This is a genomic window from Specibacter cremeus (assembly GCF_003946885.1).
GTDB classification, from domain to species: domain Bacteria; phylum Actinomycetota; class Actinomycetes; order Actinomycetales; family Micrococcaceae; genus Specibacter; species Specibacter cremeus.
On the sequence record NZ_RWKQ01000072.1, the window covers coordinates 1 to 14,518 of the forward strand.

Annotated in this window: 19 protein-coding genes; 15 read left to right on the plus strand and 4 right to left on the minus strand. The window is 68.5% G+C overall.

All coding sequences use genetic code 11. The features are described 5' to 3' along the window. Positions 1 to 291: 291 nt before the first annotated feature. The 11 genes from EJC77_RS19380 (at position 292) to EJC77_RS19430 (ending at position 10,585) form a co-directional block, all read left to right on the plus strand. Complete coding sequence (locus tag EJC77_RS19380) at positions 292 to 732, plus strand: prevent-host-death protein (RefSeq protein ID WP_125616680.1); 441 nt, start codon at positions 292 to 294, stop codon at positions 730 to 732. Next, complete coding sequence (locus EJC77_RS19385; RefSeq protein WP_125616683.1) at positions 729 to 1,172, plus strand: cytotoxic translational repressor of toxin-antitoxin stability system; 444 nt, start codon at positions 729 to 731, stop codon at positions 1,170 to 1,172. The genes EJC77_RS19380 and EJC77_RS19385 overlap by 4 nt, the downstream gene beginning before the upstream one ends. A 160-nt stretch (positions 1,173 to 1,332) precedes the next feature. Next, the gene (locus EJC77_RS19390; protein WP_125616686.1) at positions 1,333 to 2,964 is read left to right on the plus strand and encodes an amidohydrolase; all 1,632 of its coding nucleotides are present in this window, start codon (positions 1,333 to 1,335) and stop codon (positions 2,962 to 2,964) included. Continuing rightward, positions 2,961 to 3,986, plus strand: a complete 1,026-nt coding sequence (locus tag EJC77_RS19395) for an ABC transporter permease (protein ID WP_164520498.1) — start codon at positions 2,961 to 2,963, stop codon at positions 3,984 to 3,986. Before EJC77_RS19390 ends, EJC77_RS19395 begins: the two co-directional genes overlap by 4 nt. Next, a complete protein-coding gene (locus tag EJC77_RS19400; protein WP_125616689.1) occupies positions 3,983 to 4,852 on the plus strand; it encodes an ABC transporter permease in 870 nt (289 codons plus the stop codon). The genes EJC77_RS19395 and EJC77_RS19400 overlap by 4 nt, the downstream gene beginning before the upstream one ends. After that, positions 4,849 to 5,859, plus strand: a complete 1,011-nt coding sequence (locus EJC77_RS19405) for an ABC transporter ATP-binding protein (protein WP_125616692.1) — start codon at positions 4,849 to 4,851, stop codon at positions 5,857 to 5,859. Before EJC77_RS19400 ends, EJC77_RS19405 begins: the two co-directional genes overlap by 4 nt. After that, positions 5,856 to 6,680 (plus strand): ATP-binding cassette domain-containing protein, encoded by an 825-nt coding sequence (locus tag EJC77_RS19410; protein ID WP_125616695.1) that lies wholly within the window; start codon positions 5,856 to 5,858, stop codon positions 6,678 to 6,680. The genes EJC77_RS19405 and EJC77_RS19410 overlap by 4 nt, the downstream gene beginning before the upstream one ends. Further along, positions 6,677 to 8,320, plus strand: a complete 1,644-nt coding sequence (locus EJC77_RS19415; protein ID WP_125616698.1) for an ABC transporter substrate-binding protein — start codon at positions 6,677 to 6,679, stop codon at positions 8,318 to 8,320. Before EJC77_RS19410 ends, EJC77_RS19415 begins: the two co-directional genes overlap by 4 nt. Positions 8,321 to 8,373: 53 nt before the next feature. Then, positions 8,374 to 9,096 carry a TetR/AcrR family transcriptional regulator gene (locus tag EJC77_RS19420; protein WP_125616700.1) on the plus strand — a complete coding sequence of 241 codons (723 nt, stop codon included), beginning with the start codon at positions 8,374 to 8,376 and terminating at the stop codon, positions 9,094 to 9,096. A 190-nt stretch (positions 9,097 to 9,286) separates the two neighbouring features. Beyond that, on the plus strand, positions 9,287 to 9,805 hold the full coding sequence (locus EJC77_RS19425) for a ferritin-like domain-containing protein (RefSeq protein ID WP_240630382.1): 519 nt from the start codon (positions 9,287 to 9,289) through the stop codon (positions 9,803 to 9,805). Positions 9,806 to 10,036: 231 nt separating this feature from the next. After that, complete coding sequence (locus EJC77_RS19430) at positions 10,037 to 10,585, plus strand: DinB family protein (RefSeq protein WP_240630383.1); 549 nt, start codon at positions 10,037 to 10,039, stop codon at positions 10,583 to 10,585. Positions 10,586 to 10,642: 57 nt separating this feature from the next. Here the strand turns inward: EJC77_RS19430 and EJC77_RS19435 are convergent, their stop codons facing one another. Together EJC77_RS19435 and EJC77_RS19440 are read right to left on the minus strand one after the other, a co-directional pair. After that, on the minus strand, positions 10,643 to 11,203 hold the full coding sequence (locus EJC77_RS19435) for a DUF6036 family nucleotidyltransferase (RefSeq protein ID WP_125616703.1): 561 nt from the start codon (positions 11,201 to 11,203) through the stop codon (positions 10,643 to 10,645). Then, entirely contained in the window at positions 11,200 to 11,784 is a 585-nt protein-coding gene (locus EJC77_RS19440; RefSeq protein ID WP_125616706.1) for a helix-turn-helix domain-containing protein, read from the minus strand. Before EJC77_RS19440 ends, EJC77_RS19435 begins: the two co-directional genes overlap by 4 nt. 99 nt (positions 11,785 to 11,883) lie before the next feature. On the opposite strand from EJC77_RS19440, the gene EJC77_RS19445 reads away from it, so the two are divergent. After that, entirely contained in the window at positions 11,884 to 12,657 is a 774-nt protein-coding gene (locus EJC77_RS19445) for a Mut7-C RNAse domain-containing protein (protein ID WP_205787519.1), read from the plus strand. 69 nt (positions 12,658 to 12,726) lie between these two features. Here the strand turns inward: EJC77_RS19445 and EJC77_RS21290 are convergent, their stop codons facing one another. Further along, positions 12,727 to 12,942 (minus strand): CGNR zinc finger domain-containing protein, encoded by a 216-nt coding sequence (locus EJC77_RS21290; protein ID WP_240630384.1) that lies wholly within the window; start codon positions 12,940 to 12,942, stop codon positions 12,727 to 12,729. A gap of 143 nt (positions 12,943 to 13,085) precedes the next feature. Here EJC77_RS21290 and EJC77_RS19455 point away from each other — a divergent pair, with 143 nt between their 5' ends. After that, on the plus strand, positions 13,086 to 13,286 hold the full coding sequence (locus EJC77_RS19455; RefSeq protein ID WP_125616715.1) for a hypothetical protein: 201 nt from the start codon (positions 13,086 to 13,088) through the stop codon (positions 13,284 to 13,286). Positions 13,287 to 13,468: 182 nt separating this feature from the next. Beyond that, positions 13,469 to 13,666 carry a hypothetical protein gene (locus EJC77_RS19460; RefSeq protein WP_125616718.1) on the plus strand — a complete coding sequence of 66 codons (198 nt, stop codon included), beginning with the start codon at positions 13,469 to 13,471 and terminating at the stop codon, positions 13,664 to 13,666. A 36-nt stretch (positions 13,667 to 13,702) separates the two neighbouring features. Here the strand turns inward: EJC77_RS19460 and EJC77_RS19465 are convergent, their stop codons facing one another. Continuing rightward, a complete protein-coding gene (locus tag EJC77_RS19465) occupies positions 13,703 to 13,882 on the minus strand; it encodes a hypothetical protein (RefSeq protein WP_125616720.1) in 180 nt (59 codons plus the stop codon). A 223-nt stretch (positions 13,883 to 14,105) separates the two neighbouring features. Between EJC77_RS19465 and EJC77_RS19470 the strand changes: the two genes are divergently transcribed. Further along, positions 14,106 to 14,312, plus strand: coding sequence for a ribbon-helix-helix protein, CopG family (locus tag EJC77_RS19470; RefSeq protein WP_240630385.1), 207 nt, complete (start codon positions 14,106 to 14,108; stop codon positions 14,310 to 14,312). Positions 14,313 to 14,518 lie beyond the last annotated feature (206 nt).

Genomic DNA, 14,518 nt, shown 5'->3' on the forward strand with positions numbered 1-14,518 from the left:
CGCCGCCGACGGACCCAGGACCACGGCAGCGTCATCGTCACCCACCATGACCAATGCATCGTCAGCCAACGAGACGCTCAACACCCACTACGCCCACCGCGCAAGACCACAAGCCGCGTGACCGTCACCCCAAGAGAGCCGCACCCTCTTGATTCCGCCCCAAATGCCGGAATGGGGCACCGATGGTACGGGGGAGCTGGATGCACATCCTCCCCAGGGGGCGCCGCAATAACGTACTTGACGTACTTGACGTACTTGACGTACATGACGTACGTGCGGATTATGGAAGGCATGAGCACCCCCACACACGAGACCGCCGCCGGGCGCACCTATGGGTTCACGCAGGCGCGGGATTCATTGAAGGCGATCCTGGACTCCAGCGAACGGGGAGGGCTGTCCACGATCCGCCGACCCGACCGGGCCCCGGCCGCCGTCGTCAATGGCGAGAGCCTGCGCCGGTATCTGGAAGTGACAGTCGTGGTGAACGTTCAGGTCGTGCACGAGGACGGCGTCTGGGCCGTGTTCCTGCCGGGGCAGCCTCTTGCGGCAGAGGCCACGGAGCTGGGGGAGGCCCTGGCGGACTTCGTCGACGCGTTGCGCGACTATGCCGAAGACTGGGAAGACCACCTGCATGCCGCTCCCAACCACAGGGAGAACTGGGCGCTGGTCCAACTCATCGACCTGTCCACCGATGAGCAGCTGACCGCCTGGCTCACCGGCTCCGCGGCGTGAACGCCCGCCGGCTGGGTGGTCGGGATGACCACGAGAAGTTCTGCCTGACCGAGCACTGGGAATTGGTGGTCAATGCCCACGGGAAGCCGGTGAGGCACCACGCCACGTATCGGCTGGCCCTGCCCGATGGGCGGATCCTGCGGACCCGGATTTCACGGCCGGTGGACCGGACCACATATTCGCCGTCGATCTGGAACCACATCCTCGCCGACCAGCTCCTGGTCGGCGACGACGAGTTCTGGGCGTGCGTCGAGGACGGGGTGCTGCCGGCCCGCGGCGCGGCGCCGGTGCCTGCCACGGCACTCCCGCTGGCACTGGTGTGGCAGCTCACCCACACCGTTGGCCTGGACGAAGCGGTGGTTGCCCGGATGTCCAAGGAGCAGGCCGTGCAGGCCATCAACGACTACTGGATGTCCCAAGGGGGAGGGCCCGGCGACTGAGCATTCGGCTCGGTAGAACCATCGGTTCGCCATGTAAATGAGGTGCGCCAGCTAATTGTCAGCGCTATTGACAATTAGCCTTGCCATTGTGGATGCTTGTCGTTGTAACGCGGATCACACTCCGCCACTCACGGCCAGCAACAAGGCGAGGAAGCCACCAGTGACCCCAGATCTATACGTGAACGCCCGGTTCTTCACCGCGGCGAAGAGAAGTTGGGCCGATGCGCTCGTCGTCGTCGGCGAGCGCATCGGCTACGTCGGCGACGAGGCCACGGCTCGGCGCATCGCCGGACCCGGCGCCCGGGAGATCGACTTGGGCGGTGCCCTCGTGCTGCCCGGTTTCGTGGACGCCCACGCCCACATCGTCTCCACCGGCGAGGCCGCCGGCCAAGCCGACCTATGGGGCGCGGCGAGCCTCGGGGACATCCAGGCGCGCATCGGCGCCTGGGCGGGCACGCACCCGGACGCGCCGCGGGTGCGCGCCCAGGGCTGGCTGCATTCCGCGCTTCCGGAGGGAGGGCCCACGCGGGCGCACCTCGACGCCGTCGTCCCCGACCGGCCCGTCTACGCGCAGGCCTTCGACTGCCACTCCGTGTGGCTGAACAGCGCCGCCCTGGCCGAGCTGGGGATCGATGCGACCACGCCCGTCCCCAGCGGCGGAACCATCGCCAAGGATCCCGCCACCGGCGAGCCCACCGGATACATCGACGAAACCGCCATGCAGCAACTGGTCTGGCCGGCCCTCGACGCCCAGGTCACCGACGCCGAACGGGACGCCCATCTGGCGGCGGCGCTGGCCGGCTACCGCCGCGCCGGCATCACCGCCTCGACCGACATGGGCCTTGACCAAGGTGATCTGGACGCCATGGCCCGGGCCGAGGCGAACGGGACGCTCACCGCCCGTATCGTGGGGCACTGGCGCATCCAGCACTCACTTGACCCGGCCGCCAACCTGGCCCGGGTGGCCCGCGCCGCCGAACTGGCGGCCAAGCACAATTCCGCCTGGTTGCGCATCACCGGGATCAAGGTCATGGTCGACGGCACCGTGGACGGCTGCACCGCCGCACTGGGACACCCTTACGCGGACGGTTCCCTGCCGGAGGCGATCTGGGACCTGGAGACCCTGGCACCCGTGGTCACCGCCGCCGACGCCGCCGGGCTCCAGGTGGCCATGCACGCCATCGGCGACGAAGCCGTGCGCATCGCCATCGCCGCCGTCGAGCGGGCCGTCGAGACAAATGGGCCCCGGCCCCGCCGGCACCGCATCGAACACCTGGAGGTGGTGGAACAGGCGGACATCGCCCGCCTGGCCGCGCTCGGCATCACCGCCAGCATGCAGCCGGTGCACTCCGACCCCTCCATCCAGGAGAACTGGCGGGCCCAACTCGGCGACGACCGGGTGGAACGCGGCTTCCCGTGGCCGGAGATGACCGACGCCGGAGCCACGCTGGCCTTCGGCACCGACTCGCCGACGGCGCCCTATGCGCCGCTGCCCAACATGTTCATCGCGGCGACCAGGCGCTCGGCCCTGGACCCCTCCCTGCCGCCGAACATCGCCCGCTACGCCCTGCCGCTGACGGAGGCGATCGAACACGCCACGCGCAGTGCCGCCTGGTCGTGCCGGGCCGAGGACCAGTACGGCCGGCTCGCCGCCGGGCTGCTGGCCGACTTCGTCGTCGTCGACCGCGACGTCTTCTCCCTCCCGGCGGAGGAACTGCTCGAGGCGCGCATCCTCCGCACCGTCGTCGGCGGCCGGGATGTGCTCGCGGCGCAGATGGCGGAACGGCCATGAGCGTCCATGCCGCCCCGCCGGCGGCGCTCGGAGCCGGCAGTCCCCGGCACAACAACAAGCGCCTGGCCGTAAACGTCCTGAAGCTCGTGGCCGCGCGGCTTGCCGGCCTGCTCGGGACACTGTTCGTGGCCAGCATCGTCATCTTCGGCGCGCTCTACCTGGCGCCGGGTTCCCCGCTGACCTTCCTCACACACGGGCGCTCGATGAGCCCCGAGGCCATTGCACAGCTGGAACAGCAGTACCACTTGGACGAACCGGTGCCGCTGCAGTATCTGCGCTGGCTCGGCGGCGTGCTCCACGGCGACTTCGGCACCTCGATCCTCTTCCACGAGAGCGTGGGGTCGCTCCTGGGTTCGCACGGTCCCATTACCTTGGTGCTGGTGGTCCTCTCCGCCATCCTCGTCATTGCGTTCGGCTTGGCCGTCGGTGTGTTCGCCGGCCTGAGGCCCGGCGTCGCGTCCAGTTCGATCATGGCCGCCGCCACCGCGGTGATGGCCGTCCCCGCGTTCGTCGCCGCCGTCGTGCTCACGCTCGTCTTCGCCGTCGTCCTGGGCTGGTTCCCCGTCTTCGGCACCGGCAACGGCGGGCTGGACACTGTGTACCACCTCATCCTTCCGGCCATCGCGCTTTCCCTCGCCTCCGTCGCCTTCGTGGGGCGGTTGGCGCAGGCCGCGATCCGCCAGGAGATGAAGGCCGACCACGTGCAGACAGCGATCAGCCGCGGCCTGCCCTACCGGTTCGTCATCCGCCGGCACGTGCTGCGCAATGCGGCCATGCCGGTGCTCACCGTGGCCGGCCTCACCATCGCCGGCCTGATCGCCGGCAGCGTCGTCGTCGAGCAGGTCTTCCAACTCAACGGCCTGGGCAGCCTGCTGGTCACCTCCGTGCAGCAGAAGGACTTCCCCGTGGTCCAGGGGATCTGCCTGGTCTACGTCGCCGCCTTCATCGTCCTCAACACCCTGATCGACCTCGCGTACTCCGTCCTCGACCCCCGGGTTCCCGCCAGCGGGAGGAAACAATGACCGCCACCACCGCCACCGCAGGGCTCAACCGGCCCGGGACCTGGCTGCGCCGGCGGACCGGAGGCCTTGCCCCGTCCGGCTGGGCCGCCGTCGCCGTCCTCGCCATCGTGGTGCTGATCAGCTTCGTCGGCCCGTACCTGATTCACACCGACCCCAACGCGGTGGACCTGTCCAGCGCCTACTACGCCCCCAGCGCGGCCCACCCGTTCGGGCAGGACGCCAGCGGCCGCGACATCCTGGCCCGCCTCATCTTCGGCGGCCGCACGGCCCTGATCGGCCCGTTCCTGGTAGTGGCGGCCTCCACGGTCGTCGGGACGGTGCTGGCCCTGGCCGCGGTGTGGTTCGGCGGCTGGTTCGACGCCGTCGTGGTCCGGGTCATCGACGCCATCTTCGCCTTCCCGGGCCTGCTGCTGGCCATCCTGGCCACGGCGTTGTTCGGAGCGGGACTGCCGGCGGCCATCGTGGCGCTATCCATCTCCTACATCCCCTACATCGCCCGGGTGGTGCGCAGCGCCGCGCTGCGGGAGCGGTCCCTGCCGTATGTGGCCGCGCTGCGGGTGCAGGGCGTGCGCGGCAGCATGATCAGCCTCCGGCACATCCTGCCCAACGTGGCCAGCCTGATCGTCGCCAACGCGACGCTGGCCTTTGGCTTCGCGCTCATCGACCTTGCCGCGCTGTCCTTCATCGGCCTGGGCGTGCAACCGCCCACGGCGGACTGGGGTGCCATGGTCGGCCAGGGCATGGCAGGCATCCTGCAACAACAACCCGCGGAGTCCATCTACGCCAGTGTGCTCATCGTCATCACCGTCGGCGCGGCCAACCTGCTCGGCGACCGGCTCACGGAACGATCGGAGGCCCGCGCATGAGCGCGCTGCTTGAAGTCGAGGGACTGAACGTCCATCTCCCCGTGGACGGGTCGCTGCGACGCGTCCTCCACGATGTCTCCTTCACGCTCGAGGCGGGCAAGGCGCTGGGGCTGGTGGGCGAGTCCGGTTCGGGCAAGTCCATGACCGTGCGCACCATCGCGCGGTTGCTGCCCCAAGGGGCGAAGGTCGACGGGCACATCCGCTTCGACGGCACCGACGTGTTCGACCTGCGCTCCGAGGCGCTGCGCCGCTACCGCTCCGGCGATGTATCGATGATCTTCCAGGACCCGCGCTCGCACACCAACCCCGTGCGCCGGATCGGGGACTTCCTCACCGAGGCGATGCGCATCAACGGCAAGGTGCCGGCCCGGGAGGCCTCCCGCCGCGCCATCGACCTGCTGGCCGAGGTCGGCATCCACGACGGCGAACGGCGCATGCGCCAGTACCCGCACGAACTCTCCGGCGGCCTGCTCCAGCGCGTCATGATCGCGGCGAGCGTGGCCGTGCGGCCGCGACTGATCCTCGCCGATGAGCCGACGACGGCGCTGGACGTGACCACGCAGGCGGAGGTGATGGGCATCCTGGGCCGGCTGCAGCGCGAGTACGGCATGGCGATGCTGTTCATCACCCACGACCTGGAGTTGGCGGCGGCGTCCTGCGACGAGACGATCGTGCTCTACGCCGGCGGCATCGTCGAACGGCAGCAGTCGAAACGGCTGCATGACGACCCGTTGCACCCCTACACGGCCGCCCTGGTGCAGGCCCGGCCGGACATCGACCACACCACGGGGCGGCTGCCGGCCATCCCCGGCAACCCCACCAGCGCCTACGAGGCCCCGGACGGCTGCGCCTTCGCCCCACGCTGCCGGTTCGCCCAGGACCGCTGCCGCCAAGCCTTCCCGCCCCTGCTGACCATCGACGGCATCGGCGCGAGCCGTTGCCTGCGCACGGACGAACTGCGCGGGACCCTGCTGGCCGGCGCCACCACCGAGGAGGTCACCCAATGAGCGCTCCGCTGCTCCAGGTCGAGGGCCTGACGAAGAGTTTCGGCCGGGGCCAGTTCGAGTCGCTGGTCGTCGACGGCGTCGGCTTCGAGCTGCACGCCGGCGGCTCCCTGGGCATCGTCGGCGAATCCGGCTCCGGCAAGACGACCACGGCGCGGATGCTGATCGGACTGGAACGCCCCACTGCGGGCCGCATCACGCTGGACGGCGAGGATCACACGCATCCGGCCCGGTCCGTCAAGGCGCTGCGTGCCCGCGGAAGGCAGATCCAGATCGTCTTCCAGGACCCATACACGTCGCTGGACCGCCGGCAACGGATAGGGGACTGCCTGGCCGAGGTGCTCCGCGTCCACTTCCGGCTCGGCCGGGCAGAGGTGGGCGCCCGGGTCCGCGAACTCGGCCAACTGGTGGGGCTGGACGAACGCCAGCTGCGTGCCCTGCCCAAGGCGCTCTCGGGCGGGCAGCGGCAACGCGTCGCGATCGCCCGGGCCCTGGCCGCCGATCCAAAGATCGTGATCCTGGATGAGGCGGTCTCCGCCCTCGACGTGTCCATCCAGGCACAGATCCTCAACCTGTTGGCCGACATTCGGGAACGCAAGGGCGTGAGCTACCTGTTCATCAGCCACGACCTCGCCGTCATCCGGCAGATCACCGACCACACCATCGTCATGCGGCACGGGAAGGTCGTCGAGGCCGGTCCCACCGCCCAGGTCCTGGACAACCCCACCCACCCATACACCCGCCTGCTGCGCGACAGCGTCCCCCGCGCGGACTGGACGCCCGGCGCGCACGCAGCCACCGAACCCCAGGAGCAAGCACGATGAACCGATCCCGAACCCGGTCACGGGCTCTGGTGGCCATGGCCGGAGTCCTGGCCCTGGCCGTCCTCACCGGCTGCAACACCGGAGGTCCCGGCAAGGGCTTCGCCGGGTCCACGGCCCTGACCATCATGACCCCGGCCGCGAAGTCCAATGTCGACAAGGTCACCTGGAACGTCTTCGAGGGCGAGCCGCAGACAGTGGACCCGTTCAAGTCGGCCGACTACACCCCGAACATGATCAACTCCAACATGTGCGAGAACCTGCTCACGCAGACACCGGAGTTCCAGATCAAACCCAACCTGGCGTCGTCGTACACCAACCCCGACCCGCTGCACTGGGTGTACAACCTGCGCTCCGACGTCACCTTCTGGGACGGCACCCCGATGACGGCCGACGACGTCGCCTGGAGCCTGAACCACAACCTCACCGACAAGACCACCTTCTACAACTACCTGTACACGAACGTGGCCAAGGTGGCAGTCACGGGGGCCCACCAGGTGACGGTGACGCTGAGCCGGCCCGACTACCTGTTCAATCAGGAGCTGGCCAGTTACGCCGGCGTTGTGGTGCAGAAGAAGTTCTACACCGAGCATGCCGCCACAGTGGGGGCGCCGTCCGTCGGCGTCATGTGCACGGGCCCGTTCAAGTTCGGCAAGTGGATCCAGGGCCAGTCGATCACGCTGACGCGCAACGACCACTACTGGAACAAGGACCTGCAGCCCAAGGTGGGAACCCTGGTGTTCACTTTCCTCACGGACGATTCCTCCATCACCTCCGGGCTGCTGGCGGGGCAGATCGACGGCACCTTCAATGTGCCCACGCCCAGCCTGGTGCAATTGAAGAATTCGCCGGTCGGGAATATGTATATGGGCCCGGCGCCCATCAACCTGACAATGGTCTATGCGAACCCGGCCGGTCCCATGAGCAACCCGGACATGCGCAAGGCCCTGCAGCTGGCCGTCGACTGGAACGGCCTCGGCAAGCAGACGTTCAGCGGAACGGCCACGCCCATCAAGCTCCAGACGCCGAAGACGGTGTTCGGGTTCGCTGACAAGGACCTGGCTGCGCTGGAGGACTCCTTGCCCGCGCCAGCCTCTGCCCAAGATGAGGAGGCCAAGAAGTACGTGGCCAAGGTGCCGGCGAACATCCGCAGCCAGAAGATCGTCATGGTGGTCACCGACGTGCCGGAAACGCAGCAGCTGGGCCTGGCGATCAAGGACGCGGCCAACCGGATCGGCCTCAACTTCGAGCTCAAGGTGGTGCCGAGCACCGGCTATAGCAACTATCTTTATGACCCGAAGACCCGCGCCGGGGTGGACATCCTGTACACCCAGTTCTGGCCGAACATTCCGGACCCGCTGGACTGGCTCGCCACCACGGCCGTGTCCGGCGGGCTGTTCAACCAGTACGGCTACAGTGGTGTGGATGATCTGTTCGCCAAGGCGCGCGGCACGGCCGATCCAGTGGAGCGGGCCAAGTTGACCGCCCAGATCGAGGCCAAACTGCACGACGGGCTGCTGCCCATGGTGCCCGGACTGCTGGTGGACAACACCGTCTGGATGAACAAGCGCATTACGGGGGCGCCGGCGTCGTTCTCTTACGTCTACTATCCCTGGGCCGCTTACCTGGGCGGCACCCAATAAGTGGCGCCCGGGGCGGGACACGATCCCGACCCGGGCGCCGGAACGGAACCGCCATGAGCACGAGTTCGCCGCGACTGTCCGCAGACCCTTACACGCCGCGCCCGAAGAGCAGGCCGGGGCGCAAGCCCCGCCTGCACCCGGACATGATCATTGACGCGGCGTTCCGCGTCTCCGAACGCCACGGGGCCCAGGCCCTGACCATCCAGGCGATCGGCGAGGAGCTCGGCGCGCATCCCACCGCGATCTACCGGCACTTCCGCGACCGCGACGACCTGATGTTGGCCCTGCTCGATGCCCTCCATGCCGAGTCTCTCGACGGGGTTCCGGAGCCCAGTGACGACTGGGTGGAGGATCTCCGCGACCTGGCCCGGCGTACGCATGCGGCGTTCCTGCGGCATCCGCAGATCGCCCAGTTCTCCGGCGTGCGCACTGCCCGGCGGGAGCACGAGTACCGCAAGGTCGACCGGGTGATCGGGTGCCTGCGGCGCGCCGGCTTCGACGACGTCGACGCGGCCCGCTATTACCGCGTGTTCAGCGACTTCATTCTGGCCTACGCAGCCCAGGACGCCGCCCTGGCGGCTCTTGCTGCGGAGACCCGTGCGGCCGACCTCAAGGCGTGGGACGTGAACTACCGCCAGCTGTCCGAACGGGAGTATCCCAATATCACGGCCGTCGCCCACGCACTGCCGTCGCTGGACGATCCCGCCAACTTCGCGACGGCCCTCTCGCTCATGCTCGACGCCCTGCGCGCCAGGGCCGCCACCGTGCGCGGCTGAGTCACGGTTCGTTGAGGCTGCGCGGAACGTCGACGCCCTTGCCGGGACCAGCTGGCCAACGACATGCTCACCCGGGTCCGCCAACTCCTCGCCCGGGAACAACACGACGGACAAGGCCTGGGCGCACCGGCAGCTGCTGCTACGCGGCTACGACGCATTCTCCGAGGCCGGCAAGAAGCGGCTGGAGGACGTGGTCGCCGCCGATGACCCCACCCGGGAGCTGGCCGCCGCGTGGGGTGTGAAGGAGGCCCTGTGCCTGATGCTCACAGCGGACAACCCGGCCAGCCCGGAGGAGCGACTGGCGTTCTTCACCCGCCAGATGACCGCGTACAAGGGCGCCGCGCCGCTGGTGAGCAACAAGACCTACTTGGGCGCGGCCGCCGGCATCCTGGCCGTGGAGGCCTACCATGCCGGCATCATCCGCACCACCGGGTTGGAGATGGGCCTGGCCGCGCCCACAGTGAACATTTCCGACTTCAGGGACGCCGTGGACGGGCACACCGATGACGACCAGCCCATCGTGCTCAACGGCGTGGCGAACTTGGCGACCGCCGATGCCAACGCCATCGCCTTCGGGCGCGGCGCCGCCCAGGTGCCGAACATCGTCTACCTGACAGGCCACCAGGCGCGTTCGTGCGGGTTCTTCCCCCATCGAGTCAATGACGCCATCAACCAGAGCGGGGACAACGACCGCGACGGCGACGATTGAGCGACGGCGCCACTCGCGGCGCTCGACATGGCATTGACGGGCCGGCGGCACCCATCCCGAGCGCCCGGCCGGCACCGGTTGCCTGGGTGCCGTCATCGACCCCACCGCAACCCGTAGCGCGGCGGAAGGGGGAACGGCCGCTGACGCGTCGGGGAGGCGATGAAGCGCCGTCGAGCGTGAGGTGACGCCGCCGTCGTGTATTCACTCTCGAGGACGTGGGGAGCGCATAGATTGGTCCCCAAGAACTTCAACGGCATGTGGGCGGAGCCCGGCAGCGATCCGCGCGAGGCGCTCGAGTCGGGCCGGGGAGAGAAGGCCGTGCTGGGGGAGTACCTGGAGCGCTACCGGATGATCTTCGAGCTCAAGTGTGAAGGGCTCACGGCCGCCCAGCTGGCCACCCGCTCCGTGCCGCCGTCGACAATGTCGCTGCTGGGCCTGGTCCGCCACTTGGCCCGGGTGGAGCACTCCTGGACGCGCCGGATCCTCCAGCGGCAGGTAGGGCTGCCGCGGCTCTACCGCACCGAGGAGGACCCGGACCTGGACTTCAACGGCGCCGTGGCCGACGACGGGGCCGTCGCCGAGGCGTGGGCCACGCGGCGCGGCGAGGTCGACCATGCCCGGGCCTGCTACGCCGATCTCAACCTGGACGCGATCGTCGACGTCGACGGGGACGAGACCGAGGCGCGCGACATTGTCGTCCACCTGATCGAGGAATACGCCCGCCACGTCGGTCACGTCGACCTGCTGCGGGAGTGCATCGACGGCCGCACGGGCCAATGAGCGGCCGCGGATCGGTTGGACGTTCTGATTACGTGGCGGAGCCCCAGCCGGTCCCCGTCAGTGCTGGTCTGGCTCCTCGCCGCGCCGATCATCCATCGCATCGGCAGCGATGATGACGGCGTCCTCTCGGTCCGAGCGCGTGTAGGCCACATCGTCGTCACCGTAAAGCTCCTCGGCGATCCTTGCCGCCTCTTCCGGTCGGGTGAGGCCGAGTATTCCGGCGAGGTAGCGGATGTCCGGTTCGTCGCGCTCCCGCGCGGCACTGAGTTTCATGGCCAGGAGTGTTTCGGGAGATGCGGTGGCCACGTCGATCGGGGCATCAAGGTCGAGTTCGATCCACTTCGCGCCTCGAGGGATCCATGCTTTCGCGGACGAGTTGAGCCAGTTGGCGGGAAGGTCGAGCTCCAAGGCCATGGCGGCGGCAACCGCGTCCACGTCGGCTGCGGGAGCGTAGGAGGCGTCAATGTCCTGTGTGCGTCGGCGCCTGCTCCCGGTGATGGCGACCGCGGCTCCGCCCACAAGCCTGACGTCCGCGCGGACACCTCGAACCTCGAGTCGCCGTCCCAGCTCGGCGAGCAGGGCGGTGATTTCGTCGTAGCCGAACTCCCGTGGGCTCACGCCGCCGCCAACGTCTTGTCATTGAGGAAGATGTTGAAGTCGGCGAGCTCCTTCGGGGTTCGCCGGATGGTTAATTCGCGATAGGCCTCGCTGAGCCTCCGCATGTCCGCGGCGGGGAACCATGGCTCTGGAAGGGGTGTGCCCCACCGAGGTTTGGCCTTGCTGCCTCGCAGGGCGATCCTGGCGCCGGCAGCCAAGAGGGCATCCCATCGCGCGTCGCCGGTGGTGCGCGGCTTCTTCAGGGCGTTCGGCTTCATGGTCCGGAGCTGCTGGAACGCGTCGAGGGCGAGTCGCAAGGCGAAGTCGATGTCGGCGCGTGCAAGCTCGCCCTGAACGGTCTCGGCCGTCTCGTCGAGGACGTTTTGCGGTGACGGTGCGGGCGATGGCCAGGCCAGGCCGATCGCTGCTGCGACGCGCAGTGCAGACCCCAGTTCGGCTGTCTCCTTGCCACCCTCAAGCCCTCCGATCAGCTTCCGGGAAACGCTGGCCTTGCGTGCGAGTTCTGACTGGGTCAGGCCGCACTGGATGCGCGCGCCACGGATCGCCTTGCCGAGATCGGATGTGCTCACGATTGCCGCCATTCCGACATTATGCCACCGTACGGTGACTGAATGAAGAGGCGCGTCGGGCACGCGCCTTCACGGCGTCCTGTCGCCGACCGCGTGCCGCATCATGGAAGAGTGCCGTACATCGCTGTGGAGGTCGATCCAGCCCTGTGGTTCCTTATGTCCCGGCGCCGTAGGGTCCCGCGGTTCGAGGCGGACCTGCCGGTAACGGACACCGTCGGCCACCTCATCAGGACGCTTGGCATCCCGCCGACTGAGGTAGGACGGCTGACCCTCGACGGCCGGGCCGTCGGCCTCGCCGCACGCCCCACCGGCCGGGACGGTGGTGAGGGCGAGCCCGTCCTCACGGTCGCGTCCCGCGAACGGCCCCAGCCGACGCGGCGCCGGCCGCCACGGTTCCTGTTGGACGTCCATTTGGGGTCTCTCGCTCGGCGCCTCCGCATCCTGGGAATCGACACCGCCTACGAGACCGGGGCCGAGGACGCCCACCTCGTGGAACGGGCCATCCGCGAGGAACGGGTCCTGCTCACCAAGGACCGGGGCCTGCTCCACCGCACCGCGCTGCCGGAGGGCGCGCTCGTTCGAGGCGACACCGTCGACGAGCAGCTGAATGACGTGCTTGACCGGTTCGCGCCGCCCCTGGCGCCGTCAACCCTCTGCCCCCTGTGCGGCGCGGCCCTCGCGCCGGTCAGCACGCAGGACATCGCGGGCGAGCTTCCCGGCCATACCCGTGCCCACGTCGTCGACTTCTCCCGCTGCACCGGGTGCGGGCACGTCTATTGGAGGGGTGCCCATTTCCGCCGCCTCGATGCGGTCATCGCCGCCGCCCTCCGGCAAGTCGGCACAGGCATCATCTCCGGCGCAGACCGGAGTCCCAAGGAACCATGACCATCATGCCCTGGGACGCCCCCGTGGCCCGCGCCGCCGTCGGACCACGGACCACCCGGTGACGGGGCCTCAGGCGGCCGCCGAGGAGGACGATCGCTCTTGAGCCCGTCGGCGGGACCGGTAGTTGGCCGCCTTGACGCGGTTGCCGCACGCCTCCATCCCGCGCCAGATCCTGTTTCCCCCGCGCGACCGATCAATGAACACGCGGGTGCAACTCTGCCGGCCGCATTCCTTGAGCCTGGCCTTGTCCTCACCGGCCAGCAGTTCGGCAGCGGAGGTCGCCATGGCCGCCGCCAGATTCGACGCGGTCCCGGACCTGACTAGGTGGCCATCCCCAAGGCGAAGCCGAGGCGTGTTCGCATGCAGGTGCTCATTGAGCGTCCCACTTGATGATCCACGGCTCGCCGCCGCAGTTCTCCCTCTTCGGGATGTGGTCATCCGTTTACGCTTTCACCCCGAGATGTTCCCCCACGCGGGCCCATGGCAACGGCGTCAGGACGACGACGGCGGCGGACCGGTTCGGTGCGCCGCTCGGCCTCGTCGTCGTCCCGTTCCTGCTCGTCGCCGTCATCGTCCTCAACGCCCTGCCCGAAACGAACCACGCTGTCCTCGAGGACATTTCATACTGAGCCGGGCCGCTGGTGCCGGATCGCGCTATGCCGTTGCTCACACAGGGGGGAAACGCGGCAGGCGCTCGGATACAGTTGACGTGGTCGCCTCAGTGAGGAGGCGTCCACGACGCGGGCTCTCCGGCTCGACCCGGAGGCGGGCCCGCGGTTCGTTCCTCGATCATCAAAGAAAGCAATGGCGCATGACCTTTGAATCGCACTCCGTGACGCTCAAGATTTGGGACCCTTCCGCGATGGAGTCCACGTTGGAAGCGGCCATAGCCCACGTTTCCACCGCCGCCAACGCCCCGCAGGACCGGGTGCGGGTAACCCGCAGTGGGCCCGCCGTCTTCACCGTCAGCCTCGATGACGACATGTCCTGCAAGGGTCACACACTGTAGCGGCTGAGAGGTAACGTGCCGGAGGCCGTGGACGTCTCAGGGCGTCGCGGACGCGCTGTCGACGGCGGCCAACAGGTCCAGCACGTGGGCGCGGTCGGCCACGCCGCTGCCGACGGCGATCACCTCGCTGCCGGCGGCGAGGACCGGCCCCTGGCGGGCGAGACCGAGGTTTTGCGTGCGCGTGGACGGCGGCGTGCCACCGGCCGGAGGCGGCAAGGGATCGGACCCCGATTCGGATCTTCCCAGGGGCAGACGGGGGTAACTTTCCCAATGCGGTCGGCGGGATGAACACGTGGTGGCCGGCAGGTCCGAGGTGCGGTCGATTCATGGGATCAACGACCACGGAATGGGCCAAGAAGACAGGCCCGGGTTCTGGGGACCCGAGCAACCTTCACACGGCCCCGTCGACCCGGGTGGTACTGGACTGGTACCATCAAACATGGCCATGAATCTGCGTTTGCCCGAAGAGCTGGACCGCGCATTGGACAAGTTGGCTGCCGAGGAGCACACCTCCAAGTCGGCATTGCTGCTCCAAGGTGCCGAGTTGGTTCTGCAGCGTCGTCGGCGTCGCGGTGACATTGCGGCCGGCCTTGACTACATCGCGAAACACGATCAGGAACTCTTGACGCGACTTGCCGATGCATGACTGTCTATCTTGATCTTGAGGATGCCCTTCAAGCGATCGATCGCTACGGGTTCCCCATTCGCGACATCGGCTTGCTCGCCTCGGCCCTGGCCCGGCCCAGGACGACGGTCATGGGAGCCGAAGCTTAGCTTGCTATTTAACCTCCTGCCGTTGCTTGCCGACGGGGTGGATGACTGCCTGGTGTCTGTTTTTGGAGCCGGGCGGGC

Excerpts from the sequence above, each read along its gene's own strand:
- EJC77_RS19380 (WP_125616680.1), top strand. The coding sequence starts at position 292 with ATGAGCACCCCCACACACGAGACCGCCGCCGGGCGCACCTATGGGTTC.
- EJC77_RS19395 (WP_164520498.1), top strand. The coding sequence starts at position 2,961 with ATGAGCGTCCATGCCGCCCCGCCGGCGGCGCTCGGAGCCGGCAGTCCC.
- EJC77_RS19400 (WP_125616689.1), top strand. The coding sequence starts at position 3,983 with ATGACCGCCACCACCGCCACCGCAGGGCTCAACCGGCCCGGGACCTGG.
- EJC77_RS19405 (WP_125616692.1), top strand. The coding sequence starts at position 4,849 with ATGAGCGCGCTGCTTGAAGTCGAGGGACTGAACGTCCATCTCCCCGTG.
- EJC77_RS19410 (WP_125616695.1), top strand. The coding sequence starts at position 5,856 with ATGAGCGCTCCGCTGCTCCAGGTCGAGGGCCTGACGAAGAGTTTCGGC.
- EJC77_RS19415 (WP_125616698.1), top strand. The coding sequence starts at position 6,677 with ATGAACCGATCCCGAACCCGGTCACGGGCTCTGGTGGCCATGGCCGGA.
- EJC77_RS19420 (WP_125616700.1), top strand. The coding sequence starts at position 8,374 with ATGAGCACGAGTTCGCCGCGACTGTCCGCAGACCCTTACACGCCGCGC.
- EJC77_RS19440 (WP_125616706.1), bottom strand. The coding sequence starts at position 11,784 with ATGGCGGCAATCGTGAGCACATCCGATCTCGGCAAGGCGATCCGTGGC.
- EJC77_RS21290 (WP_240630384.1), bottom strand. The coding sequence starts at position 12,942 with ATGGCGACCTCCGCTGCCGAACTGCTGGCCGGTGAGGACAAGGCCAGG.
- EJC77_RS19455 (WP_125616715.1), top strand. The coding sequence starts at position 13,086 with ATGTGGTCATCCGTTTACGCTTTCACCCCGAGATGTTCCCCCACGCGG.
- EJC77_RS19460 (WP_125616718.1), top strand. The coding sequence starts at position 13,469 with ATGACCTTTGAATCGCACTCCGTGACGCTCAAGATTTGGGACCCTTCC.
- EJC77_RS19470 (WP_240630385.1), top strand. The coding sequence starts at position 14,106 with ATGGCCATGAATCTGCGTTTGCCCGAAGAGCTGGACCGCGCATTGGAC.